The organism is Pacificoceanicola onchidii (genome assembly GCF_004804335.1).
GTDB classification, from domain to species: domain Bacteria; phylum Pseudomonadota; class Alphaproteobacteria; order Rhodobacterales; family Rhodobacteraceae; genus Pacificoceanicola; species Pacificoceanicola onchidii.
Window position 1 is genome coordinate 197,230 of the sequence record NZ_SRXY01000006.1, and the last position, 24,794, is coordinate 222,023.

At 61.3% G+C, this 24,794-nt stretch carries 26 protein-coding genes and 1 tRNA gene; 16 read left to right on the forward strand and 11 right to left on the reverse strand.

Translation table 11 applies throughout. From position 1 onward, the window contains the following. Window positions 1-10 precede the first annotated feature (10 nt). Entirely contained in the window at window positions 11-1,432 is a 1,422-nt protein-coding gene (locus E4662_RS16515; RefSeq protein ID WP_136442711.1) for a cache domain-containing protein, read from the forward strand. Next, the gene (locus E4662_RS16520) at window positions 1,429-2,070 is read left to right on the forward strand and encodes a response regulator transcription factor (protein ID WP_136442712.1); all 642 of its coding nucleotides are present in this window, start codon (window positions 1,429-1,431) and stop codon (window positions 2,068-2,070) included. The genes E4662_RS16515 and E4662_RS16520 overlap by 4 nt, the downstream gene beginning before the upstream one ends. A 127-nt stretch (window positions 2,071-2,197) precedes the next feature. On the opposite strand, the gene guaB is transcribed toward E4662_RS16520, so the two are convergent. The 3 genes from guaB to E4662_RS16535 form a co-directional block, all read right to left on the reverse strand. Next, window positions 2,198-3,646 carry an IMP dehydrogenase gene (gene guaB / locus E4662_RS16525; protein WP_136442713.1) on the reverse strand — a complete coding sequence of 483 codons (1,449 nt, stop codon included), beginning with the start codon at window positions 3,644-3,646 and terminating at the stop codon, window positions 2,198-2,200. A 108-nt stretch (window positions 3,647-3,754) separates the two neighbouring features. Beyond that, window positions 3,755-4,225 carry a DM13 domain-containing protein gene (locus E4662_RS16530; protein WP_136442714.1) on the reverse strand — a complete coding sequence of 157 codons (471 nt, stop codon included), beginning with the start codon at window positions 4,223-4,225 and terminating at the stop codon, window positions 3,755-3,757. Between the two features lie 93 nt (window positions 4,226-4,318). Then, window positions 4,319-5,206, reverse strand: a complete 888-nt coding sequence (locus E4662_RS16535; RefSeq protein WP_168798005.1) for a hypothetical protein — start codon at window positions 5,204-5,206, stop codon at window positions 4,319-4,321. A gap of 108 nt (window positions 5,207-5,314) precedes the next feature. On the opposite strand from E4662_RS16535, the gene speB reads away from it, so the two are divergent. The 3 genes from speB to E4662_RS16550 all read left to right on the forward strand — a co-directional run bounded on the left by speB (window position 5,315) and on the right by E4662_RS16550 (window position 8,405). Further along, window positions 5,315-6,280, forward strand: coding sequence for an agmatinase (speB, locus tag E4662_RS16540; protein WP_136442716.1), 966 nt, complete (start codon window positions 5,315-5,317; stop codon window positions 6,278-6,280). A 60-nt stretch (window positions 6,281-6,340) separates the two neighbouring features. Further along, window positions 6,341-7,135, forward strand: coding sequence for a VPLPA-CTERM sorting domain-containing protein (locus E4662_RS16545; RefSeq protein WP_240705224.1), 795 nt, complete (start codon window positions 6,341-6,343; stop codon window positions 7,133-7,135). A 121-nt stretch (window positions 7,136-7,256) separates the two neighbouring features. Then, a complete protein-coding gene (locus tag E4662_RS16550) occupies window positions 7,257-8,405 on the forward strand; it encodes a CaiB/BaiF CoA transferase family protein (RefSeq protein WP_136442717.1) in 1,149 nt (382 codons plus the stop codon). A gap of 283 nt (window positions 8,406-8,688) precedes the next feature. On the opposite strand, the gene E4662_RS16555 is transcribed toward E4662_RS16550, so the two are convergent. Continuing rightward, entirely contained in the window at window positions 8,689-9,897 is a 1,209-nt protein-coding gene (locus tag E4662_RS16555; RefSeq protein WP_136442718.1) for a hypothetical protein, read from the reverse strand. A 174-nt stretch (window positions 9,898-10,071) separates the two neighbouring features. Between E4662_RS16555 and E4662_RS16560 the strand changes: the two genes are divergently transcribed. Next, window positions 10,072-12,120 (forward strand): ASKHA domain-containing protein, encoded by a 2,049-nt coding sequence (locus tag E4662_RS16560; protein ID WP_136442719.1) that lies wholly within the window; start codon window positions 10,072-10,074, stop codon window positions 12,118-12,120. 66 nt (window positions 12,121-12,186) lie between these two features. Then, window positions 12,187-12,260, forward strand: a tRNA-Gly gene (locus E4662_RS16565). A 30-nt stretch (window positions 12,261-12,290) separates the two neighbouring features. On the opposite strand, the gene E4662_RS16570 is transcribed toward E4662_RS16565, so the two are convergent. Genes E4662_RS16570 through E4662_RS16580 form a run of 3 tightly spaced genes read right to left on the reverse strand, consistent with a single transcriptional unit; the run spans window position 12,291 to window position 14,230 of the window. Further along, window positions 12,291-12,662 (reverse strand): pentapeptide repeat-containing protein, encoded by a 372-nt coding sequence (locus E4662_RS16570; RefSeq protein WP_136442720.1) that lies wholly within the window; start codon window positions 12,660-12,662, stop codon window positions 12,291-12,293. A gap of 30 nt (window positions 12,663-12,692) precedes the next feature. After that, a complete protein-coding gene (locus E4662_RS16575) occupies window positions 12,693-13,805 on the reverse strand; it encodes an acetoin utilization protein AcuC (protein WP_136442721.1) in 1,113 nt (370 codons plus the stop codon). Further along, window positions 13,802-14,230 (reverse strand): Lrp/AsnC family transcriptional regulator, encoded by a 429-nt coding sequence (locus tag E4662_RS16580; RefSeq protein WP_136442841.1) that lies wholly within the window; start codon window positions 14,228-14,230, stop codon window positions 13,802-13,804. The genes E4662_RS16575 and E4662_RS16580 overlap by 4 nt, the downstream gene beginning before the upstream one ends. A gap of 116 nt (window positions 14,231-14,346) precedes the next feature. Between E4662_RS16580 and rocF the strand changes: the two genes are divergently transcribed. The 4 genes from rocF to gap all read left to right on the forward strand — a co-directional run bounded on the left by rocF (window position 14,347) and on the right by gap (window position 17,707). After that, complete coding sequence (gene rocF / locus E4662_RS16585; protein WP_136442722.1) at window positions 14,347-15,261, forward strand: arginase; 915 nt, start codon at window positions 14,347-14,349, stop codon at window positions 15,259-15,261. Between the two features lie 18 nt (window positions 15,262-15,279). After that, window positions 15,280-16,335 (forward strand): ornithine cyclodeaminase, encoded by a 1,056-nt coding sequence (locus E4662_RS16590; protein WP_136442723.1) that lies wholly within the window; start codon window positions 15,280-15,282, stop codon window positions 16,333-16,335. Between the two features lie 67 nt (window positions 16,336-16,402). Then, window positions 16,403-16,546: a hypothetical protein gene (locus E4662_RS24120; RefSeq protein WP_168798006.1), complete on the forward strand. Its 144-nt coding sequence runs from the start codon at window positions 16,403-16,405 to the stop codon at window positions 16,544-16,546. 159 nt (window positions 16,547-16,705) lie between these two features. Next, window positions 16,706-17,707 (forward strand): type I glyceraldehyde-3-phosphate dehydrogenase, encoded by a 1,002-nt coding sequence (gene gap / locus E4662_RS16595; RefSeq protein ID WP_136442724.1) that lies wholly within the window; start codon window positions 16,706-16,708, stop codon window positions 17,705-17,707. Window positions 17,708-17,781: 74 nt separating this feature from the next. Here the strand turns inward: gap and E4662_RS16600 are convergent, their stop codons facing one another. Continuing rightward, window positions 17,782-18,036, reverse strand: coding sequence for a hypothetical protein (locus E4662_RS16600; protein ID WP_136442725.1), 255 nt, complete (start codon window positions 18,034-18,036; stop codon window positions 17,782-17,784). A 274-nt stretch (window positions 18,037-18,310) separates the two neighbouring features. Here E4662_RS16600 and E4662_RS24125 point away from each other — a divergent pair, with 274 nt between their 5' ends. Beyond that, complete coding sequence (locus E4662_RS24125) at window positions 18,311-18,472, forward strand: DUF1127 domain-containing protein (RefSeq protein ID WP_168798007.1); 162 nt, start codon at window positions 18,311-18,313, stop codon at window positions 18,470-18,472. Window positions 18,473-18,564: 92 nt separating this feature from the next. On the opposite strand, the gene coaD is transcribed toward E4662_RS24125, so the two are convergent. The 3 genes from coaD to E4662_RS16615 form a co-directional block, all read right to left on the reverse strand. Then, entirely contained in the window at window positions 18,565-19,062 is a 498-nt protein-coding gene (coaD, locus tag E4662_RS16605; protein ID WP_136442726.1) for a pantetheine-phosphate adenylyltransferase, read from the reverse strand. Window positions 19,063-19,142: 80 nt separating this feature from the next. After that, window positions 19,143-19,577: a CBS domain-containing protein gene (locus E4662_RS16610; RefSeq protein ID WP_136442727.1), complete on the reverse strand. Its 435-nt coding sequence runs from the start codon at window positions 19,575-19,577 to the stop codon at window positions 19,143-19,145. Window positions 19,578-19,639: 62 nt separating this feature from the next. After that, on the reverse strand, window positions 19,640-20,545 hold the full coding sequence (locus E4662_RS16615; protein ID WP_136442728.1) for a LysR family transcriptional regulator: 906 nt from the start codon (window positions 20,543-20,545) through the stop codon (window positions 19,640-19,642). A 110-nt stretch (window positions 20,546-20,655) separates the two neighbouring features. On the opposite strand from E4662_RS16615, the gene E4662_RS16620 reads away from it, so the two are divergent. The 4 genes from E4662_RS16620 (at window position 20,656) to E4662_RS16635 (ending at window position 24,759) form a co-directional block, all read left to right on the forward strand. Further along, a complete protein-coding gene (locus tag E4662_RS16620; RefSeq protein ID WP_136442729.1) occupies window positions 20,656-22,155 on the forward strand; it encodes a CoA-acylating methylmalonate-semialdehyde dehydrogenase in 1,500 nt (499 codons plus the stop codon). A 377-nt stretch (window positions 22,156-22,532) separates the two neighbouring features. Further along, window positions 22,533-23,030 (forward strand): hypothetical protein, encoded by a 498-nt coding sequence (locus E4662_RS16625; protein ID WP_136442730.1) that lies wholly within the window; start codon window positions 22,533-22,535, stop codon window positions 23,028-23,030. 89 nt (window positions 23,031-23,119) lie between these two features. Then, a complete protein-coding gene (locus E4662_RS16630; RefSeq protein ID WP_136442731.1) occupies window positions 23,120-23,554 on the forward strand; it encodes a hypothetical protein in 435 nt (144 codons plus the stop codon). Between the two features lie 77 nt (window positions 23,555-23,631). Beyond that, complete coding sequence (locus E4662_RS16635) at window positions 23,632-24,759, forward strand: carboxylate-amine ligase (RefSeq protein ID WP_136442732.1); 1,128 nt, start codon at window positions 23,632-23,634, stop codon at window positions 24,757-24,759. Window positions 24,760-24,794: the final 35 nt, after the last annotated feature.

Genomic DNA, 24,794 nt, shown 5'->3' on the forward strand with positions numbered 1-24,794 from the left:
CGTTGCGCGCATGTCCGGCCTGCTCGAACGCCTACGCCCCTCTTATGGACAGAAGCTGTTCCTTCTGGCTTCCGTGCCGATGATCCTTGCGGTCTCGGCCATTGCGATCCTTGTGGCGGCGCAGTCGCGGGCCTTGGCGGAGCGGGAAATTCGCAGCCTTGAGACGCAGCTCATCGAAGCCAAGAAGCGCGAGCTTCGGAACTATGTCACGCAGGCGCGCAACGGGTTTTACTTTGTCTACGGCACCGCCTCCCCGACAGATGATCTGGCCAAGGAACAGGTCATGCAGATCCTCGCCGCGATGATCTACGGCGATGAGGGGTTTTTCTTTGTCTATGATTACGACGGCAACAATCTCGTCTCCCCCCGCCAGACAGAGCTGATCAACCGCAATCACTGGGAATTGACGGACAGCGAAGGCACGGCGGTGGTCAAGCAGTTCATCTTCACCGCGCGGGCCGGTGCGGGGTATATCGAACATCTCTGGCCCAAACCCTCCACGGGGGAAGAAGCCCGGATGATCACCTACGTCACCTCCTTTCCGTCATGGCGGTGGGCGGTGGGCACCGGGGTGTTCATCGACGACATTCTCGACAGCGTCGCCGCCACGCGGGCGGAGGTCGAGGCGCGGGTGCAGCAGACCTTCCTTTATATCGGGGCGATCACGCTGGGGGCCCTGCTGCTGGTTTTCTCCTCCGGCCTGTTCATCAACATTCGCGAGCGGCGTCTGGCCGACGCCAAGCTGAAAGAACTGACGCAACGGGTGTTCGACACGCAGGAAGAAGAACGCGGGCGCGTGGCGCGCGAGTTGCATGACGGGATCAGCCAGATCTTGGTGGGGGTGAAATACGCGCTCGACATTACCAGACGCCGCATCCTGCAGGACGACAACCGTGCCGAGGAAACCCTTGGTAAAGGCATAGACAACCTGTCGGAAGCCATTCACGAAGTACGCCGCATCAGCCGCGACCTGCGGCCCGGCGTTCTGGATGACCTCGGCCTTGGCCCGGCGGTCAAGGCTCTGACCGACGATTTCCGCGCCCGCACAGGCATCGACACGCAGTTTGAAACCGTGGTGTTCCGCAACCGGCTCGATCAGGACAGCAAGATCGCGCTGTACCGGATCGCGCAGGAGGCGCTGACGAATGTCGAAAGACACGCAGGCGCAAGCCGTGTTACCATTGACCTGCGTGGCCACCGTGACGGCGCAACGCTGCGCATTTCCGACAACGGCGTCGGGCTTGGCGAAGCCTCGCGCGGCCCGCGTCAAGGCATAGGGTTGAGGAACATGCAGGAACGTATGGAACAGTTGGGCGGCACCCTGCGGGTCTTGTCGTCGCGCTCCGGCACCGTTATCGAAGCGCAGGTTCCGCTCAGCCACCTTCTTCCGCCCGAAGAAGGCCAACCCGTGAAAACAAAGGTGCAGGCATGACTGAAGTGACCCGCGTTGTTGTTGTCGACGATCATCCGATGGTCGCAGAGGGCATTCAGGCCCTGCTGGACAGTTATGACGATATCGAGGTGCTGGCGACGCTTTCCGACGGCCAGCAGATCATCGACCAGTTGGAAGACCTGAGTCCGGATGTGATCCTGATGGACCTGAACATGCCCGGCCTCGGCGGGTTGTCGGCGACAGAGATGATCCTCGAACGGCGGCCCGACACCCGCATCCTCGTGCTGTCGATGCATGACACGCCCGAATATATCTCAACGGCGCTGAGCCACGGCGCGCGAGGCTATGTGCTCAAGGACGTCCCGACCGACGAAATCAAGAAAGCCATCGACGTGGTCATGGCCGGGGAGCGCTACCTGTGCACCGGGGCCGAGGGCGCTCTGGCCCCGCCGGACAACGGCCGCGAGCCGCTGACCAACCGCGAGCAATCGGTTCTGTTGCAACTGGCGCAGGGCAAGTCGAACAAGGAAGTCGCTCTGGTCCTGGATATTTCGGTGCGCACGGTCGAAACGCACCGCAAGAACATCAAGCGCAAGCTGGGGATTTCCAGCACGGCAGGGCTGACCCGCTATGCGCTGGAACATGGGGTTTTGCAGGGCACTGGCGTGACGGTCTGATCCTGCGGAACCACGTCCCGGGCCCAACCCGGGACCTCAGGCTCCGAAAGCTCAGGCACAATTTCCGCCGAGGCCCCGGGTCAGGCCCGGGGCGCGATCGCTATGACATCACGGGCGATGCGTCAAATCACCCAATCCGGTAGTTCGGGGACTCGCGGGTGATCTGCACGTCATGCACGTGGCTTTCCTTCAGACCCGCGCCGGTGATCTTCACGAAATTCGCATATTGGCGCATCTCTTCAACCGTCGCGTTGCCGGTGTAGCCCATGGCTGCGCGCAGGCCGCCGACAAGCTGGTGAATGACCGTCCCGGCGCTGCCTTTGTATGGCACCTGCCCTTCGATCCCTTCCGGGACAAGCTTGTCCGAGGCCGCGTCCTTCTGGAAATAGCGGTCCGCCGAGCCGCGCGCCATGGCGCCCAGCGAGCCCATGCCGCGATAGGCTTTGAACGAACGGCCCTGATACAGGATCACTTCGCCCGGGCTCTCGTCCGTGCCCGCGATCATCGAGCCGACCATGGCGCAGGAGGCACCCGCCGCGATGGCCTTGGCAAAGTCACCGGAGAACTTGATGCCACCATCCGCGATGACCGGAATGTCCCCGGCCTGCGCCGCGCAGTCCATGATGGCGGTCAGCTGCGGCACGCCCACACCCGCAACCATGCGCGTGGTACAAATCGAGCCCGGTCCGATGCCGACCTTCACTGCGTCTGCCCCGGCGTCGATCAAAGCGCGGGTGGCTTCGGCAGTGGCCACGTTGCCCGCGATGATCTGCACACCGTTCGAGAGTTTCTTGGCGCGCCCCACCGCCTCGATCACCCCTTTGGAGTGGCCGTGCGCCGTGTCGATTACAACAATATCCACACCGGAATCGACCAGTTGTTCGGTGCGTTCAAAGCCGCTGTCACCCACAGAAGACGCCGCCGCAACACGTAGGCGGCCCAACTCGTCCTTACAGGCGGTCGGGTTCACCACCGCCTGCGCCGTGTCCTTGAGCGTCAGCAGGCCGGTCAGCTTGCCCGCCGCATCGGTCACGAGCAGTTTCTCGATCCGGCGCTCTTTCATCATGGCGATGGCCTGCTGGCGATCCGCCGGTTCCTGCAGAATGGCGAGCCGCTCACAGGTCATCATCGCCTTGACCGGCGTGTCGTCATGTTCGGCAAAGCGCATGTCGCGATTTGTCACGATGCCGACAACCTTGTCGTTCTCGTCAATCACCGGAAAGCCGGTGAAACCATAACGCTCGGTCAAAGCCTTGGCATCGGCCAGCGTCTGATTTGGGGTCAGGGTCACGGGGTTGTAGACAATCCCGCTTTCGAAACGCTTCACCCGGCGCACCTGCCGGGCCTGTTCGTCGGCAGAGAGGTTCTTGTGAATAACCCCCATGCCACCGGCCTGCGCCATGGTGATGGCCATGCGGGCTTCGGTCACCGTGTCCATCGCAGAGGACAAAAGCGGAATGTTGAGATCAATGGCTTTGGTCACCTTTGTGCGTGTGTCGGCGGTGCTGGGAAGCACCTCGGACGCACCGGGAACAAGCAGAACATCATCGAAGGTCAGGGCCTCGCGAATCTCCATGGGGGCGGCTCCTTGGGAGGGGATCGGTTGGCACGTCCCTATTGCATGGATCCGTTCCAGTGGAAAGGGCGAAAGCACGCCTTGCGGGCAAGTCCGCCTTTGCGCGGATCAGCGATAGGTCCCGGCGGTGATGAACTCGCCAAAAGCCTCGCACCAGACCAGAACCGTGTTGTACGCGGCAAGATCCACGCCCTCCGGAACGGTGACCACAAAACCAGAGAATGTTTTGACGTCGCCCACCTGCACCGATTGCGCTTTGACCCGTTCAAAACCGGCCTCGTCTTCGACGAACTCCGGCACCAGATAAAGCTTGTAATCCGGCCCCGGCGCCAGCGCGCCTTCGTGCACGATCTCTGTTTGCGAGAGGCTGATGGTCCCTTCCCCCCAATGCAGGAAATCGCTGCCCGCGAGATCACGGGTGAGCGTGGCGGTGTACTCCGCACCCTGTGCCTTTTCCTGCAACATCAACGCGTCGGGCGATTCCGGCTCGGTCAGGATCGGCAGGAAGTAGACGCCCAACGCAAAACCAGCGGCTAGCGCCGCGCCATGGGTGGCGAGAAGGAAAATCAGTTTGCGCATGGGGACCCCTTTTTTCGCTCTGGTCGGTCCATCCGTTTTGCCACGAAAAGAGGACGCGCCAAAACGAAATTGGAGCGCATCCTCATCAAAGCCTTACCAGCCAGCAGGCGGCTTGCCCGCGTTGATCGCGGCCTCGATCTTCACGATCTTGTCGGCAAAAGGTTTGCGGCCCCGGATTTCGCGCCAAACGGTGCCGTTCTGGTGCGGCTTGTAGTAGGATTCCCCAACCAGGCTTTGAAGGCCCTGCCGCTTGGCTTGATCTTCGGTGAAGTCCGGTAGTTTAGGGAAACCTCCGCGCCGCATCCAGGAGGGCAACGCGCGGGCATCGGCGAAAGCCTGGGCAAAGGGCGCACGGGCGGCATCCACGTTCGACATCCAGTTCCAAAGCTGCGCCGCGCTCGGGTTCTCCAACCCGCCAGCGCCAAACCCCGTCCCCCGCTTCGGCAGACCGGATCCGTCAAATTGCTCAAGCGCATTGCGCTGGAAAAGAATAATGCTGTGGGTCAACAGGCCGATGCGCCCGCGAATGGCGTCCTTGGCCGGGTTGGCCCCACGTACTGAGAGGTTTTTGTTGTATGTGCCGCTCTGACCGTTTGTCATCCGATACGACAGGTCAATCCTGACCTCACCGCCGCGCACCTCGTGCGAGATGGGCCAGTTCGTCGTCACATTGCACGAATCCCCGTTCCATTGATGCGCCCGGCTGGCGCGATCGTTCCGTCCAAACCCGGTGTACGTCACCGTGAACGTGATGTTGATCTGGGAGAACCGCACGCGGCAATTGTCAGAATCCGCTTTGACCTCGATCTTGCAGGGCGCGCCCTGAATAAAGCTGCTGCAGATCTTAGGGGATTGGATGCTGTTTTCCAGATTGAACGACACCGTTGTTGTCTCATCCGGCTCTGCCTCGGTCGTTTGCGCCTGCGCCGCGCCAGACATCATCAGAAATACACTCAACACTCTCAAAATCATCGACGGCATTGAAACCCCTCCCTTTTAATAGTCTTGTGACGCCATCAGCTAATTCGGTCCGACCGTCACGCGAACCATGGCACCACAGGTCGGCCGCTCGCGCAAGGAATGCTTGAAATGAGCCACAGCTATTCAACCGGCCGTCTGAACCTGCCTTTCACCGGAATCTGCACCTTTGCCAAGAAACCCCATGAGGCCGACTGGACCGCGCTGGATGCCGATTTCGCGATCCTTGGCGCGCCGTTTGATGCGGGCACCCAGTGGCGCGCCGGTGCCCGGTTCGGGCCACGCGGGGTACGTGAAGCCTCGACGCTTTTCTCCTTTGGCCACGCAGGGGCTTACGAACACGAAGACGATGTGACCTATCTGGGCGAGGACGTGCGGATCGTCGACATGGGTGACGCGGACATCGTGCACACAGACACGATCCAAAGCCACGCCAACATCCGTGCCGGGGTCGAGGCGGCCCTGAACGCGGGCGCGGTGCCGGTGGTGATCGGCGGCGATCACTCGGTGAACATCCCCTGCATCGAAGCCTACGAGGGCCGTTCGCCGTTCCACGTCCTGCAAATCGACGCGCATCTGGATTTTGTTGACGAGCGCCACGGGGTGACGCGCGGCCATGGCAACCCAATGCGGCGCGCAGCAGAGAAAGACCATGTGAGCGGACTGACCCAGATCGGCATCCGCAATGTTTCCAGCACCGCGAAGGAGGGTTACGAGGCCGCCCGTGCGATGGGGGCTGATATTCTGTCGGTGCGGCAGGTGCGCAAGCTTGGCATTGCCGAAACCGCCGCCCGCATCCCGCAAGGCGTGCCGCTCTATATCACCATCGACATCGACGCCTTCTGCCCGTCCATCGCCCCCGGCACAGGCACGCCGAGCCATGGCGGGTTTCTCTATTACGAAGTGCTGGAGCTGTTGCAGGCGGCGGTACAGGAGCGCGAGATCGTCGGGATTGATCTGGTCGAGGTCGCGCCGGACTATGATCCGACCGGCTCCACGAACATCCTCGCTGCGCAACTTTTGATGAACCTGTTGGGATTTGTTGCCCACGCGCAAACAAAGACGGGAGGGATTTGACCCGGCAGAGACCTTTCCGCTAGGGTCTTCCGGGATTTTAGACCGAATTGGATGCGATTCATGTTTTCAAAACTACTGGGCAAGGCTTTTCTTCTTTGCGCATTGGCCGCCGGCCCCGCCACGGCGGCCACGGTCGGCTCTCTCGACAACTTTCGCACTGGCGCGGACTCGCTGACCGGCGGGGACTATTCCGGGACAGTGTCGCAGTTGCAGGCCCTTGGGCATAGCTTTGAACCAGCGGCAAGAGACCTGACCGCAGCCTACCTCGACAGCGTCGATGTCTTCATGCACGTGCGGTCTCACAACTATGCGGGCCGAAACAGGCCTCAGGCGGCGGAAATCACGGCGCTCAAGGAATGGGTCGATGACGGCGGCATCTATGTGCAGTTCGGCGGCAACTATCAGTTTGCATCCGAGTTGAACTACTGGAGCAACCATTTCAGTTTTCTCTATACCGCCCAAACCTATTCCGGCGGAACTTGGAACAGCTCCAGCCATCCGTTCATGACCGGCGTTGCTGCCAACTCAAGTTTCGGGGCAGTCAGCAGCAGTTATGTGCACCATGTCACGTACGTCCGCGATCTGAACGGTCTGCCTTTGTCGCCCGTCACCTTCGCAACCATCGGCGGACGCGGTGCGGTGCTCGGTGCGCAATACGGCAACGGCTATGCCCTGTTCTTTGCCGATGAAAATCCGGTCTGGGGCGCCACTCCGAACGCCGGGGCCATCACGTTCCTGAACAACGTGCTGAACAGCACCGCTGTCGCCCCGGTGCCACTGCCCGCCGGATTGCCGCTGCTGATGGCTGCTTTGGGCGCATTTGGCCTCCTGCGCAGGCGAAAAAACACAGCCTGACCAAAGCGGGAGCAACCGGCTTGCAAATTGTCGCTCAGGCGGCCAAGGCCTCTTGTCGTTACCGTCCTGTAACGCTCTTCTGTCACAGAGCAGTGCATAACAAACGACAGGAATCACCGCCATGGCCCTCCCGCTTGCCGGCCTTACCATTCTCGACCTGACCCATGTTCTTGCCGGGCCTTATTGTTCCATGACGCTTGCCGACATGGGCGCCACCGTGATCAAGGTGGAGCGTCCTGGCATCGGTGACGACACCCGCGCTTTCCCGCCTTTCAAAGACGGCAAAAGCGCCTATTTCGCGGCTATCAACCACGGCAAAAAGAGCATCGCCCTTGATCTGAAAGCCGACGAGGACCGCGCGGTTTTCGAAGCGCTTCTGGCACGATCCGATGTGGTTCTCGAGAATTACCGCCCCGGCGTGATGGAGCGTATGGGCTATGGATGGGAGGATCTGCATGCGCAGTTTCCGGCCTTGATCTATGGCGCGGTATCGGGCTTTGGCCACACCGGCCCGGATTCCAAGCGCCCCGCTTACGACATGGTGGTGCAGGCACGCGGCGGGGTGATGAGCATCACCGGCGAGAAAGACCGTGATCCGGTCCGCGTGGGGGCCTCAATCGGCGATATCGTGGCCGGGATGTTCCTCGCTCAGGGTATTCTGGCGGCGCTTTATGACCGGGAAACAACCGGCAAGGGGCGCAAGGTGGACGTGGCCATGCTCGACAGTCAGCTGGCTATTCTGGAACACGCTGTGGCGATCACATCGGTCACTGGCAAGGCCCCCGCCCCGTCTGGCGCCCGGCATCCGTCGATCACACCTTTCGAGACGTTTCACGCCTCCGACGGGCTGTTCGTCATCGCTGCCGGGAATGACAAGCTCTTCGAAAAGCTCTGCATCGCCCTGAACCTGCCTTTGGTCGGGGATGAGCGGTTTGCCACCAACCCGGCGCGCTGCGAAAACGCACGGCTTTTGAAACGTCTTATCGAGGCTGTGACCATCGACAACACCCGCGCTTTCTGGATCGCCAAACTGACCGCCGCGGGTATTCCGACAGGGCCGATCCAGACAGTCGATCAGGTGATGAAGGATCAGCAGATCCTCGCGCGCAACATGGTGGTGGACGTCTTGGACAAGAACGGTCGCGCGGCCTACAAGGCCGCCGGAAACCCGATCAAGCTTTCCGACGCGCCGGACCCAACAACACGCGGGCCTGCACCGGAACTCGACGGCAACCGGGGCGAGATTTTGCGGTGGCTGGGAGAAGAATAACGGCTGTTTTTGGCCTTGAGCGGTCATAGTGCGCGCACCCGTCCCGGACTTGATCCGGGACCTCAGGGTTAGAGCACAAGCCGCGCCATCGACGGGCCGTGGTGCGGCGATGCAACCGTTGATCCCCTCGATTTATCCCAGCCACTGGCGCGCTAGGCTTATGTGGCTCGCTACCGCAACCCAATCGCCGTGCCGCGGGGGCGGCCCGTCGATGGCGCGGCGCCCTTCGGGCTTGATTCCGCGCTCGGGTGCAGATGAACGGCCGCTCAAGGCCAAACCCACCTTACGCCGTCTGCACAACACCCGCTTCCAGCGACTCCCCACCCCGGCCGGATGGCTTTCCTCCAAACGCCTTGGCAAAGGCCGCATAGAGCGCCTCTCGCGGCTCCCCTTCCGGCCACATCTCCAGATAGACCTCTTCCAGATGCTCACGGAAAATGCGCACCGTGTCGCTGCGCGGCCCGTTGTGCCAGAACCACGCCGCGTAGAGGTTTGCCTGCGGCTGACCGCCTGCGTAACGAATGTCGTCCTCCAACGCCCTGTCAAAACGCGCGCCGCTGTAGCCCGGCACATCCGTGAGTTCGATGCAGGGCCAGACCGCGATCATGATCCGCGCATAGATCGTGCCGCCGTATGCCTCTTCGGTTATCTGCACCGCGCGATCGGCCACAGCGCCCACTTCGGCTTCCGAGCCATACCAGCCCGGCAGCATGTGATGGGCATGTTCTTCCCATAGCGCGAGGTTCTCTGGATCAGCGCGCAAAACGCTTTCCCACCGGTCCCGCAAAGCCGCCCCGGCCTCCTCATGATCCAGCGCCAGAGCACAGTGGTACCACGCCTGCGCCAAGAGCGGCGATTGCGCCGGATCGCGGCCCGTGTCCCGGATCAGCCCTTCGGCCTCCGCGCTCCACTTGTGGAAAAGCCCCATGCCGTCATAGGTTTGTACCCGGCCATAAAATTGCCCATGCGCGATCCAGGCCGCCCGCGTCAGTGTATGGCACAGCAGAACGGTCAGCATCGGCACATGCGGGTTGGTGATGGCAATGTGGCGGATCTTGTCCACTTCCGCCTCAAGCCCGGCAAAATCGTCACCATGTGGTTCAGCAGGCAGGTCAGCGCCCACGTCCAGAAGCGGCTCGATCAGATGGTCAGCGGCATAGTCATGTGCTTTGATCCCGTATCCTACGTCAAAAGGCGCGCTCTCGATCTCGCGCAGAAGTTTGCCCAGACGCACCCAATCCTCGGTCTGCCACGCCTCGTCCAGGAGCGCATCAATGCTTAAGGAGGCCTCGCTGTCCGGCGGAATATCCCGGCTTGGAAGGTCAAACGCCGCCCGGCCCTTTTCAACCAGCTTGCCATCGGTGAACCCGCGCCAGAACCCGGTCACAAGCGCCGTTCCAAAGCGCCACGAAAACGGACCAAGCGCGATCAAGGCGCCGTAGCCCAACACGCTTGCCCAGTTTTCCGTTATGAAAGTCAAAGCCTCGTTCATGGTGGTCTCTCCGCATTCTGCGTCTGATCCAATGATGCTCCCAAATGAATAAGGCGCTATTAAGCAAGGTTTCAGGCGCCGCGTGCCGGATTTGGGCAAGGATATGACGCCACACGACTTTTTAATTGTCTTTTGCGGCGTATGTTTTGATCAGACACGTGATGCAGGCAGACTATGACCGACACAAAAGACCCCCTCGTGATCTTCACGCCCTCCGGCAAACGCGGCCGGTTTCCTGCGGGAACACCGGTTCTGACCGCGGCGCGGCAGCTTGGCGTTGACCTAGACAGCGTCTGTGGCGGGCGCGGCATCTGCTCGAAATGCCAGATCACGCCGTCTTTCGGCGACTTTCCCAAACATGGCGTCACGGTGTCCGAAGACGCGCTGTCGGAATGGAACAAGGTCGAGCAGCGTTATGATGACAAACGCGGTCTGAAACCGGGGCGTCGTCTGGGCTGTCAGGCCACGGTGCAGGGCGACATTGTCATCGACGTGCCGCCTGAAAGCCAGGTGCACCGGCAAGTGGTGCGCAAGGCCGCCAGCGCGCGGGTTGTCGAAATGGATCCCGCCACGCGGCTTTTCTACATCGAAGTGCAGGAACCGGACATGCACGAGCCGACGGGTGATCTGGAACGGGTGGCCCAGGCCTTGCAGGCGCAATGGCATATCGAAGGGGTGACGGCGGATTTCTCCGTCCTCCGCGACTTGCAAAAGACCCTGCGCAAAGGCGATTGGAAAATCACTGTCGCGCTCTTCAAAGCGGACGATAACCCGCCGCGTATCACCGCCGCTTGGCCGGGGCTGCATGAGGGCGGGCTTTATGGTCTGGCGATTGACCTTGGCTCGACCACCGTCGCGGCGCATCTGACCAACCTTGAGACCGGAGAAGTTGTCGGCTCCTCCGGCATCATGAACCCGCAGATCCGCTTTGGCGAAGACCTGATGAGCCGGGTGTCGTATGTCATGATGAACCCCGGCGGCGAGGTAGAGATGACCCGCGCCGTGCGCGAGGCGCTGGACACTTTGGCGATGGAACTGGCTCGGGAAGCGGAAATCGCACCATCGTCAATCCTCGAATGCGTCTTTGTCTGCAACCCGGTGATGCACCACCTTCTGCTTGGCATTGACCCCGTCGAACTGGGTCAAGCGCCCTTTGCGTTGGCGACCTCTGAATCGCTCTCGCTGTCTGCCGCCGATCTGGACCTTTCTTCCCTGCCCGCCTCGGCACAGGTCTATGTCCTGCCGTGCATTGCCGGTCATGTCGGTGCCGACGCCGCCGCCGTGGCCCTGTCCGAAGAGCCGGGCAAGAGCGACGATCTGGCCTTGATTGTCGATGTCGGCACAAATGCGGAAATTCTGCTTGGCGACAGCACCCGCGTGCTCGCCTGTTCCTCCCCCACCGGCCCGGCCTTTGAAGGCGCACAGATCAGCTCAGGCCAGCGCGCCGCGCCCGGCGCGATTGAAGCGATCCGCATTGATCCGGTGACCAAGGAGCCACGATTTCGGGTGATCGGCTGCGACAAGTGGTCGGACGAAGACGGCTTTTGGGCGGAAACCGCCCAGACCGGCATCACCGGCATCTGCGGCTCCGGCATCATCGAGGCGGTGGCCGAAATGCGCATCGCCGGGCTTCTGGACGCAAAGGGCCTGATCGGCTCGGCCGAACAGACCGGCACTGCGCGGTCCGTCCCCGAAGGGCGCACACACGCCTATCTGATCCATGATGGCAGCGCCGACGATGGCCCGCGCATCACCGTCACCCAAGGCGACATTCGCGCCATTCAGCTCGCCAAATCCGCGCTCTATGCGGGCGCGCGCCTTCTGATGGATGAGCGCGACGTGGACAAGGTCGACCGCGTGGTGCTCGCCGGGGCCTTTGGCGCGCATATCTCGCCTCTGCACGCGATGGTGCTTGGCATGATCCCCGATGTGCCGTTGGACAAGGTCACGAGCGCAGGCAACGCCGCCGGAACCGGCGCGCGCATTGCGCTTTGCAATGTCGAGGCGCGGCGTGAGATCGAACGCGTGGTCCGCGAGATCACCAAGGTGGAAACCGCCATCGAGCCGAAGTTTCAGGAACACTTCGTCAACGCCAACGCCATCCCCCATGCCACCGATCCTTTCCCGGAACTGGCACAGATCACCTCCCTGCCCGACGTGAACTTCAACACCGGCGGCGGCGAGAGCGAAGGCGGCGGGCGCAGGCGGCGGCGGCGCGGCTGAATTTGGCGCGCGCCGCGCAATCCCTCTTGCGTGGGCTGCGGCGCGCCGCTAGATACCTCTGCGAGCGCGGGTATGGTGAAAAGGTATCACGGCAGCTTCCCAAGCTTTAGTTACGGGTTCGATTCCCGTTACCCGCTCCACCTTCCCGAAATTCGACGAAACCCGTGCGCTCAGCCCTGCGCTTTCTCGTAGGCTTCGAACAGGTCCGAAACCAACACACCATTGATCCGCATCCCCGTCAGATCCGCGTCGCGAATGTCGAGATCGGCCAGCGTCGCCTGCGCGATTTTTACGTTCGACAGGTTGGCATTGGTTATGGTCGACTGAGACAGGTTGATGTTGTGAAAGGTGGACTTGCCCAGGTTCACATCGTCGAACACCGCTTCGCCGAGGTTCGTGTCCTTGAACTCAGCCTTGCTCAGCACCGCCCAAAACCGCGCGCCCGCAAGGTTCACACCGTCAAAATGCGCGCCGGTCATATTGGCGCGCTTGTAATGGGCACCGGACAGGTCCTCGCCGTCGAAAGGGTTTTCTGTGCTCATGGGGGCCTCCGCGCCATCAAGGTTTGAACGTCAGACAACCGCCTTCAGCCGCCTGCGTAAGTGTTCGACAGACTGTCTCACTTCGCCGCGAATGTCTCCCCCTCTTGGGGCATCAAGCAGCGTTGTCAGCAGCGTTTCCTCGGGCCGCCCCTTGCGGTGCCAGGAGAGGCCCCGCATTACCTTTTCCGCCTCCGCAGGCAGGCGGTCCGGCACATCCAGACCGGCGAGCATCGCCCAGACCCCGCTCCAGCACCGCGCCACGGTCCATGGATTGTACCCGCCCCCACCCGAAACGATAAACCGGGGCGCCAACGCGCGCAGCGCCGAAACCGCCGCGCGGTGACAGCGGTTGGACAGGCTGAGCCGGGCCAAGGGATCTTCTGTGACAGCATCCGCACCGCATTGCAGGAAAATCGCGTCAGGCCGGAAATCCTGAACTGCTGGCAGGATCAAGTCATTCAGAACAAGGTGAAATTCATCATCATGAAAGCCGCGCGGCACCGGAAGGTTGAACGCGGCGCCACCAGCTTCATCGTTCAGCAACCCCGTGAAAGGCCAGCGTTTCGCTTCATGCACGGAAATCATCCGCACCTGCTCGGACCCGGCAAAACCCGCTTCGACGCCGTCACAGTGATGAGCGTCGATGTCGACGTAGGCCACGCGGTCCAGACCCATGTCCAAAAGCCGTTTGATCGTCAGAACCGGCTCATTGAGATAACAGAACCCCGCCGCGCGATCCGCAAAGCCATGATGCGTGCCGCCGCCGGGGTTATAGACCACCCCGCCCCGCGCCACGATCTCCGCCGCCAATAGCCCGCCGCCGACCGCCGTGGCCGGCCTGCGGTACATCTCGGGGAAGATCGGATTGGAGAGCGTTCCAAGCCCGTGCCGCTCACGCACAGCTTCGGTGACCGCGCCATCCGCTTCGGCTTTTCTGAGCGCCGCGACGTATTCGGCCGTATGAAACGCGGTCAGGGCCGCCGGTTTTGCCATGGGTGAAATGCGATAGTTGCCGTCATGCAGCCACCCCAGCGCGCGGCACAGGTCCATGGCCGCCGGCACCCGTTCGATCGACAAAGGATGCGTGCGCCCATAACTGGAGCCGCGATAGATGCGCGCACCGATGAAAAGCGGCGCACTCACCGTCCAGGCGCCCGCGTCGAGAGGAGCAAGGAGGTTTCAGACGTCGCCACCCCTTCGAGCCGCCGAATACGGTTCAGGACCTTGTCGAGCGTTTCGAGGCTGTCGGTCCCAAGCTCGGCAATCACGTCCCAACGCCCGTTGGTCGAATGAACTGCCCGCGCTTCCGGCAGTCCGAGAAGCTGCCGCTTGATCCGATCCGCCCCGCGCCCTTCGATGCCGATCATCATCAGCGCGCGCACCGGATCAGCGCTGGCGTCTTCTTTCAGCACCACGGAAAACCCAAGGATGACACCAGAGGCGCGCAATTTCTCGATCCGCGCCCGCACGGTTGTGCGCGACAGGCCCAGTTGCACCGCCAGATCCGATAGCGCGGCGCGGGCGTCTGCGCGCAAAGCGGCGATCAATCGATGATCCGTTTCATCCAGTTCGAGCAATTCAACCCTCCGTTTCGCACAGAATACACCCGTATTGGCCAATTTGAAGCCTTAATCCCTACGCGCTTTGCAAAGATCATAGGGCAAACGCGAAACAGGACCATGTGATGACACGCATTCTTCTTATCGGTGCGCCGGTGGACAGTGGCAAAACCCGCAAGGGCTGCCTCATGGGCCCCGATGCCTACCGCACCGCCCGACTGCCCGGCGCGCTGAAGGGACTGGGCCACGCCGTGGCAGACCTCGGCAATGTCAGCCCCGATGCCTCTAGCCTCTCTGATGATCACCTGCATGAACTTGGCCTGACCGTCGGTTGGACCTCGGCCCTCAGCAGAGCCGCCGAAGAGGCCATGGCACAGGGTCTGCCGATCTTCATGGGCGGCGATCACGCGCTGAGCCTTGGCACGGTGCATGGCGTCGCAGCGCATGCGGCGCGCCTGAACCGCCCGCAATTCGTGCTCTGGCTCGATGCCCATAGCGATTTTCACACACCGCAAAGCAGCGATTCCGGCAACCTGCATGGCACACCTCTTGGCTATGTGACCGGGCGCTCGGGCTTCGACCAATTCCCCCCGGTCCCACATCCCATCCCGGAGGAAAACCTCTGCATTCTGGGCATGCGCAGCGTGGATGAGGCCGAGCGCGCGGCGCTTGAAGCGACGAACATCCACCGGTTCGACATGCGCGCGATTGACGAGCATGGCATCACCCCCCTGCTGCGTCCCTTCCTCGAAAAGGTCGCGGCTGCAAACGGCCTTCTCCATGTCTCTTTGGACGTCGATTTCCTCGATCCATCCGCCGCGCCTGCGGTTGGCACCACAGTGCCCGGCGGCGCGACCGTCCGGGAGGCGCATCTGGTCATGGAGATGATCCACGATTCCGGCCTGATGACCTCCATGGATCTTGTTGAACTCAACCCCATGCTCGACGAGCGCGGTCGCACCGCACAGCTCATGGTGGATCTTTGCGCCTCGGCCCTTGGCCGCCGCGTCTTTGACCGGCCCACCCCGCGCAGCCTTTGACCTTTAGAAAGCCCTGATATGCTTCCCTCCGAAAAAGCCCTCGTTCCCTTTGTCTCCGTCGATCACATGATGCAGTTGATCCACCAGATCGGCCTGCCGCAAATGCTGACCGGCATTGCAAAGGCCATCGAAGAAGACTTCCTGCGTTGGGAGCAGTTCGACAAGACCCCGCGCGTGGCTGCGCACAGTGCGGTTGGCGTGATCGAACTGATGCCCACGGCGGATGAGACGCACTATGCCTTCAAATACGTGAACGGCCACCCGAAGAACACGCGCGAAGGGCTGCAGACCGTCACCGCCTTCGGCCTTCTGGCGGATATGGACACGGGCTATCCGCTGCTCTTGTCCGAAATGACCATGCTGACCGCGCTGCGCACCGCCGCCATGTCTGCTCTTGCAGCCAAACACCTGGCCCCGAAAGGCGCGACGGTCATGGCGATGATCGGCAATGGCGCGCAGTCGGAATTTCAGTGCCTCGCCATGCAGACGCTTGTCGGGATCGATACTGTCCGGCTCTATGACACGGATACACAGGCCACCGCCAAATGCGCCGCCAACCTTGCGCAAAGCGGGCTGACCGTGGTGCCTTGCAAAACGCCGGAAGAGGCGATGATGGGCGCACAGATCATCACCACCTGCACCGCCGACAAGAAGAACGCCACGATCCTGACCGGCAACATGGTGGGCGAAGGCGTGCACATCAACGCCATTGGCGGCGATTGCCCGGGCAAGACCGAGTTGGCCGCAGATATCCTCACCCGCGCCGATGTTTTTGTCGAATACCCGGAGCAAACCCGCATTGAAGGCGAAATTCAGCAGATGGCCGAGGATTTTCCTGTCACGGAATTCTGGCAGGTTCTGAACGGCGCCGCGCAAGGCCGCCGCTCGGAGGCGCAGATCACCCTGTTCGATAGCGTCGGCTTTGCCATCGAGGACTTCAGCGCCCTGCGCTTTGTCCACGATAAGGCCCGTGAGACCGGGCTCAACCTGCCGCTTGATCTGCTGGCAGACCCGGACGACCCGCGCGATCTGTTCGGTATGCTGATGCGCTCGCCCCACAGTGCCGCCGCCTGAGGCACCGCCCCCCGTGACTTCGGCGCAAAGCTCTGCCATGACAGGGCAAACGCGCCGGAGCTCCCCCATGACCAACAGGCTTGCTGTCATTCTCGGTCTGATCATCGTCGGCGCGGTCGCCGCCGACTACGCGGTCTATGGCAACGAGCATCTTCTGTTCCTCGCCCGGAAATTCTTTGACCTGCTCCAATGGGTCGCCTTCTGGCGCTGATCCGGCGCGGTTTCCAATAGCGAACAGCCAAAGCGCCAAATCCGCATTATTTCGCGTGTCCATCGATAAGAATCGAACCTCGGGCGTTGACTTTTTCGTTCGGCTTTGATTGTTAGCGTTAACAATCACGTACCCCGCTTGGCCCAAAAGGAGACTTCCATGTCCGTCAAGGTTGCCATCAATGGATTTGGCCGGATTGGCCGCAATATTCTGCGCGCCATCATCGAATCCGGCCGCACCGATATCGAGGTCGTCGCAATCAACGATCTTGGCCCGGTTGAAACCAATGCCCACCTGCTGCAATTCGACAGCGTCCACGGTCGTTTCCCGGTTGAAGTGACGTCCGGTGACGATTGGATCGACGTGGGCCGTGGACCGATCAAAGTCACGGCCATTCGCAATCCGGCGGATCTGCCCTGGTCTGACGTGGACATCGTGCTGGAATGCACCGGCATCTTCAAATCCAAGGCGGACTGCCAGGCCCACCTCGAAAACGGCGCCTCCCGTGTTCTGATTTCCGCGCCGGGCAAAGACGCCGACAAGACAATCGTTTACGGTGTGAACGACGCGCTTCTGACCGCCGACGATGTCGTGGTTTCGAACGCCTCGTGCACCACGAACTGCCTCGCGCCTGTCGCCAAGGTTCTCAACGACACCGTCGGCATCACCAAGGGTTTCATGACCACCGTGCACAGCTACACCGGCGATCAGCCGACGCTGGACACGATGCACGGCGATCTCTACCGCGCCCGCGCGGCCGCCCTGTCGATGATCCCGACCTCCACCGGCGCCGCCAAGGCGGTTGGTCTTGTGCTGCCGGAACTGGCGGGCAAGCTGGATGGTGTGGCGATCCGGGTTCCGACGCCGAACGTCTCGGTTGTCGACCTCACCTTCGAAGCCGCCCGCGAGACAACGGTCGAAGAGATCAACGACGCGATCCGCGCCGCTGCCGACGGTCCGCTCAAGGGCATTTTGGGCTATACAGACAAGAAACTGGTGAGCTCGGACTTCAACCACGATCCGCATTCGTCGATCTTCCACACCGATCAGACGAAGGTCATGGAAGGCACGATGGTCCGCATTCTGACGTGGTATGACAACGAATGGGGCTTCTCCAACCGCATGGCGGATACCGCCGTTGCCATGGCCAAGCTGATCTGATCGAAGCGTTAGAACACCAAAAAACGATCCCGGTCCGTATCAGGGCCGGGAACTCCCAGGGCGCGCGGCACGGATCAATCGTCCGATGATTTCCCCTGTGGCGCGGCCACCGCGCCTTTTGCCGACTTGTAGGCGCTGGCCGCTTGCGCTGCAGCCGCAGGTAAGCTCTGCAATGCGCCGGCAGGCAACACTTGGGTTGTTACTGGGATCGGCGGCGAAAAGACCGGTTGCGCCGCAACCTGTCTGACCGAAGACACCTCCTTTACCACGGCCGCCCCCCGGCCCGGCACGCTGGTCAAGGGAAGCGCCGATGCATATCCGATACGCATGTCACTTTCCTTTCTTGCGAAATGCATTCCGGCCAACGCCGGGACGCGTAGATTTGCGACGTCGAGGTTAACCGCGACTCGGTAAAGAAAGGGTTAGCGCCTTTGAAAATAAGGCTCGACCGCGAATCCGGCGTTAACCGGTTCCTGCGTTCCCATGCAATTTCTGCAAAGCGGCAAGACCAAACCGTCAATTGCTCTGCGCTGCAGCATAGCCTATGTTAGCGCCATCGGGACAATGATCCCGACACACCAAACTTACTTCAGGAGACTGATCATGAACGGTTTTTTTGACACCGTCCGCGTCCACATGGAAAAACGCGCCCAATACAACCGCACTGTCCGCGAAATCCAATCGATGCCCATCGACGTGGCACACGATCTGGGTATCTATCGTGGCGACGCGCACCAGATTGCCTACAACGCAGTCTACGGCTGAGCTGAGAATGGCCTGTCACAGCGCCCCAACGCTCAACCTATCTGACAACAAACGCCGATCGGTGGACGAAGCTCCCCGAACGGCGTTTTTCTTTAGCTCTTGCCCAATTTGCTGAGCAAAGCCTTCTGAACCGGCGGCGTGACGAAGTTCGACACATCCCCGTCCAGTCGTGCAATTTCCTTGACCAGCTTTGACGCAATCGCCTGGTGCCGCGCCTCGGCCATCAGGAACACGGTCTCGACCGAACTGTCGAGCACACGGTTCATGCCAACCATCTGATATTCATACTCGAAATCGGCCACGGCGCGCAGTCCGCGCACGATGACCTGCGCCCCCACATCATGGGCGCAGTCGATCAGCAGGTTCTCGAACGGATGCACCACGATTTCGGTGTCGATTTCATCGGAGAACCCTTTGCAGGCCTCTTCGATCATCGCCACCCGCTCTTCCAGCGTAAACAACGGCCCCTTGTCCCGGTTGATCGCGACACCGATCACCAACCGATCCACCAGAGCGGCGGCCCGTCTAATGATGTCGATGTGGCCGAGCGTAATGGGGTCAAAGGTTCCGGGATAGAGACCGACACGCATGGGCTAGCTTTCCTTGTGACTTGCGGGGGGCACGCAACAATATTGCGCAGTGGATTGCAACCCGGAAATCGAAACTGCGCTCAATGGCCCATAATCATGCCTTCGAGCGCGTCCTTCTCCATGGCAAGCTGCGCAAGACGCGCCTTGACCACGTCCCCGATGGTGATCAGGCCAACCATCTCCTCGCCTTCGAGAACCGGCATATGGCGGAAGCGCCCTTCGGTCATCTTGGTCAGCACGCTGTCGGCGGTGTCTGCGCGGGCGCAGGTCACCAGTTTGCGGGTCATGTAGGCGTCTACAGTCTCTGCCATGCACGCCGCGCCCCGATGCGCCAGCACCCGGACGATATCGCGTTCGGAGAGGATGCCCTGCGCGTCCTTGCCGGTTTCGGACACGACCACGGTTCCGATGCGCTTCTCGGCAAGCAGTTTCGCGGCGTCTTCGATCAGACTGCCTGGCTTCACCGTGACGACCCCTTCAGAGCCTTTGCTCTTGAGAATATTCTGGACTTGCATCGGTGGCCTCCTTTTCTTGCTGCCTTACATCCAGCGTCCTTCAGCCCCCCCGGCCTGTCAAGTCAGACGTATCGACACAGGGCCTCCAGCCGCGCCAGTTCCGCGCGCATTCCGTCCACCAGCGCCTTGGCAAACCGGTTCATGCGCGCATGGCGGCGGTCATCCGTGTGACGCACGAGATAGAAACTGCGGGTCAGGCTGACCTCATCGGTCAGGATGCGGCGCAGATCCGGGGCTGTGGGCAAGGCGAAGTCATGCACGATCCCAAGTCCCGCCCCCTGCCGCACCCAGTTGAACTGCACCGAAACAGAGTTGGACGCGAGCGGCACGCGGGTCAGACCCAGATCGCCTAAGTAGTCTAATTCCTTGTCAAAAATCATATCCGGAATGTAGCCGGTGATGCGATGACCATGCAGATCGCTGACCGATTGAATTGGAGCATGTTGCGACAGGTAACGCTCCGATGCCGCCAGATGCAGCTTGTAGTCGGTGATCTTCTGCACAACGAGCCGCCCGGCCGTCGGCGCGCTCACGGCAATGGCAATATCAGCCTCGCGCTGAGACAGGTTCACCACGCGCGGCAAGGCCACGATCTGAACTTCGAGATCCGGGTTTTCGTCGGCGATGGCGGCGCACACCTGCGGCAATAAGTAGTTTGCGCAGCCATCCGGAGCGCCGATCCGAACCTGGCCGGACAGCCCCTCACCGGCCCCCCGCACCGCTTCGGAGGCAAGCGCCTGCGCCCGTTCGGCCTGTTCCGCGTAACGCAACATGCGCGCACCCGACTCGCTGAGCGCATAACCCTGCTGGCTTTTGACAAAGAGCGCTGCCCCGAGCCCCTGCTCCAGCCGCGCAATCCGCCGCCCCACGGTGGCCGGATCCATGCGCAAAAGCCGCCCCGCCGCCGAAAGGCTTTCCCCCCGCGCAACAGCGAGAAAAATCCGCAGATCATCCCAACTTTCGGACATCACACCCCGCTTATAACCTTTGCAAAATTGCAAAACACTTTTGCCGACTTTCGCCTTTATTCGGCATTTTTGCAAGATTACGGTCAGTCTAACGGATGAAGGAGGATTCCATGACCGAACTGACCAACTGGATCAACGGCGAACACGTGAAAAGCGGCTCTGGCCAGTTCACGGACGTCTACAACCCGGCCACTGGCGAAGTGCAGGCGCAAACGCCGCTGAGCACCGTCGAAGAGCTCAACGACGCGGTTGCCAAGGCTGCCGAAGCGCAGATCGCCTGGGGCGCCACAAACCCGCAGCGCCGTGCGCGTGTCATGATGAAGTTCGGTGCGCTCATCAATGAGCACATGGACGAACTGGCCGAACTGGTTTCCCGCGAACACGGCAAGACCCTGCCCGACGCCCGCGGCGACGTGCAGCGCGGTCTTGAAGTCGTCGAGGTCTGCATGGGCGGGCCTGCCCTGCTCAAAGGCGAGTTCACCGACGATGGCGGCCCCGGCATCGACCTTTATTCCATGCGTCAGCCGCTCGGTGTTGTGGCGGGCATCACCCCGTTTAACTTCCCGGCGATGATCCCTCTGTGGAAGATGGCCCCGGCCCTGACCTGCGGCAACGCCATGATCCTCAAGCCATCCGAGCGTGTGCCCTCCACCGCTCTGCGCCTTGCGGAACTGCTCAAGGAAGCGGGTCTGCCTGATGGTGTTCTGCAGGTGGTCAACGGCGACAAATCCGTCGTCGACGCGATCCTCGACAATGATGACATTGCCGCTGTCGGCTTCGTCGGATCCACCCCGATTGCCCAGTACATCTATGGCCGCGCCGCGATGAATGGCAAACGCGCCCAGTGCTTTGGCGGTGCCAAGAACCACATGATCATCATGCCCGACGCGGACCTCGACAAGGCCGCTGACGCGCTGGTGGGTGCGGGCTACGGCGCTGCGGGCGAGCGTTGCATGGCGATCTCCGTGGCGGTTCCGGTTGGCAAGGACACCGCCGACCAACTCATCGAGAAGCTGGTGCCGCGCGTCGAAAAACTGCGCGTCGGCCCCTACACCGCCGATCAGGAAATGGACTTCGGCCCGGTCATCACCGCCGCCTCCAAGGCGCGCATCGAAGGGCTCATCGCCTCTGGTGTCGATCAGGGTGCCAACCTCGTGATCGACGGGCGTGGTTTCGAGATGCAGGGCTATGAGAACGGCTTCTTCTGTGGCCCGTCTCTGTTTGATAACGTGACCCCGGACATGGACATCTACAAAGAGGAAATCTTTGGCCCGGTTCTGTCCCAGGTGCGCACCGAAAACTACGAAGAAGCGCTCGATCTGGTGATGAAGAACCAGTACGGCAACGGCACTGCCATCTACACCGCCGACGGCGACACCGCGCGCGACTTTGCGCACCGGGTCAACGTGGGCATGGTCGGCATCAACTTCCCGATCCCCGTGCCGCTCTCCTACTTCACCTTCGGCGGCTGGAAGAAGTCGGCCTTTGGCGATCTGAACCAATACGGCCCGGACGCCTTCCGCTTCTACACGAAGACGAAAACCGTCACCGCACGCTGGTTCTCCGGCATCAAGGAAGGTGGCGAGTTCAACTTCAAGGCGATGGACTGATCCCTTAACCTAAGACGTTGCAGGGACGGCCCCGGATTTGGGGCCGTCCTTTTTGTGTCTGCCCAAGCGGACCTGACTACCTGACAACAAACAGCGAAACGCCGCCTGCAAATGCATGGCGAGCAAAATAAACGGGGTTCAAATACCCGTTGGGGAGCGCAGAACGCCATTGACGCGACGGCTGGCAACCTACCCACCACGAAGTCCGTCGTTTGCGCGTCACAACCAAGAGTTGCCCTCGCAACCAATTGAAACGCAAAAGAATTTAAAATACTCCAAAAATTTACCTTTTGGTACATTTTCCGACTTGCCCTTACGTCAACAAACTGCGAGCTTGGCCGCGAAACCCGGAATACTACGACGATCGCGAGGGCCGTTTGGCGATTATTCTTTCCATTCATCCGAATCGCGATTTGGCGTTGTTCCAGTTCGAAGGCACTGTTGACACGAAGCAGGGTGCCCGGATTTTTCAGGACTACGTGAGCGCCCCGGGCTTCTCGCCGACCTACAAGATGCTAACGGACACCAGCCGCTTGGACACCGTCGAATCCAACTACCGCAGCATGCTGTCCGGCGTGCTTTCCCTGCGCGAGTCATTGAGCAAATTCGACACGCCGGCCCTGAGCGTCATCTACGCACGGTCGAATTTCTTCTTTGGTATGGCACGGTTACTCGAACAGGTTCAAAACCCGCTGTCGAACATCCAGATCGTCGTCACCCGCGACGAAGCCGAAGCGCTGACGCTGGCCGGACAACCGGAGAAGAGCATGGCAGACCTGCACGAAGCGCTCCGCCGCGAAACGGACCCGGGCGGCGCGCTGCACGTGGTAGACAATCAGGAAAGCGCAAAGAAACCGCCCTCAACAGAAGATTAAGACGCGCGCGCCTTCTTGGTGTACCATCTCAGCAATTGAGCGGGTGCATATTGCGCGCCTTGTAAACATTAACCCGGCTGGCCAGGCTCATGACCATTCACTATCGCATTTCCAGCGAGCACAGATGCATCGTTTACCGCCTTGGCGACCGGCTTCACCCGGATATGTGCCTTGAGGCCTCGCGTTTGATCACTTCGGATCCGGCGTTTTCTCCGGACTACAACTTCATCACCGATCTGCGCTCGGTCATAACCTTCGATGCGGATTACAAGCGGCTTTCACATCTCGCGACACGGCTGAAACCCTTCTATGACGCCATGCCAGCGGAGGTGGTCTATGTCACGCTAAGCGAACGCGATGTGCAGTTCGGCATGTCCCGCATGTTTCAGCAGATCGTCGAAAACTCCGTCGCCTTTCAGTTTCACCTCAGCCGCGATCTGCCGGACGCAGCCCTCGCTCTTGGCCTGGAGCCGCAAACGCTCCAGCGCCTTCTGGACGAAGCCCGCAACACGCCCAGCTCCTGAGCCTCCGCCATCTATTTGCCATTGCACCCTGCGGGGGTTTTGCGCTCAACTGACATCAGGGCAACAAGGGGGGAGAGATGACGGAACCGGATTTCACCATAGGAATCGAAGAAGAATACCTTCTGGTTGATCTTGAAACCTGCGCCCTGATCGAAGCCCCCGAAGGGCTGATGGAGGATTGCGCCGCCGAGATCGAAGGACAGGTCAGCCCCGAATTCCTGCAATGCCAGATCGAGATCGGCACCAAACCCTGCGCTGACATCGCCGCCGCGCGCGACGATCTCAAGCGCCTGCGCAGCACCGTGGCCAAACACGCCCGCGCGCGCGGCATGGCCCCGATTGCCGCCTCCTGCCATCCTTTTGCCGACTGGAAGAAACAGCATCACACCGACAAGGCCCGTTATAACGAGCTGAGCCGCGATCTTGGCGGCGTGGTTCGGCGCATGCTGATTTGCGGGATGCATGTCCATGTGGGGCTTGCGGATAATCCGATGCGCACGGACCTGATGCTGCAGATGAGCTATTTCCTGCCGCATCTGCTTGCCCTGTCCACATCTTCGCCGTTCTGGCAAGGACAGGACACCGGCCTTGCGTCCTATCGGATTTCCGTTTTCGACAACCTGCCCCGCACCGGCCTGCCTCCGCAGTTCAACAACTGGGAAGACTATCAGCGCTCGGTGCAAATCCTGATCGACCTTGGCGTGATCGAAGACAGCAGCCGCATCTGGTGGGACCTGCGCCCCTCTGCGCGTTTTCCGACGCTGGAGACCCGCATCATGGATGTGCAGCCGCGCATGGAAGACACGCTGACACTGGCCGCGCTGAACCAATGCCTGATGCGGATGCTCTGGCGGCTTCGGGTCCGGAACCAGCGCTGGCGCGTCTATGATCCCTTCCTGCTCGGCGAAAACCGCTGGCGCGCGCAGCGTTACGGCGTGAGCGAAGGCATGATTGATTTTGGGGCAGCGCAGATCGTGCCGTTCCCCGAATTGATGGAAGACCTGCTCGGGCTGATCGAGGAAGACGCAGGCATCCTGCGCTGCCTGCCCGAGGTCGAACGCGTGCGCGAGATCGCCTCGCAAGGCAACAGCGCCACGCGGCAACGCGCCGTCCGCGCCGCAGCAGAGGCGGATGGGAAGGACCACGATGGCCAGATGCGCGCCGTCGTCGCCCATCTGGTCGAGCAATTCATGGAGGATCTCTAAGGGGATTTTTGCCACGAAGACGCCGGAAGCGGTGG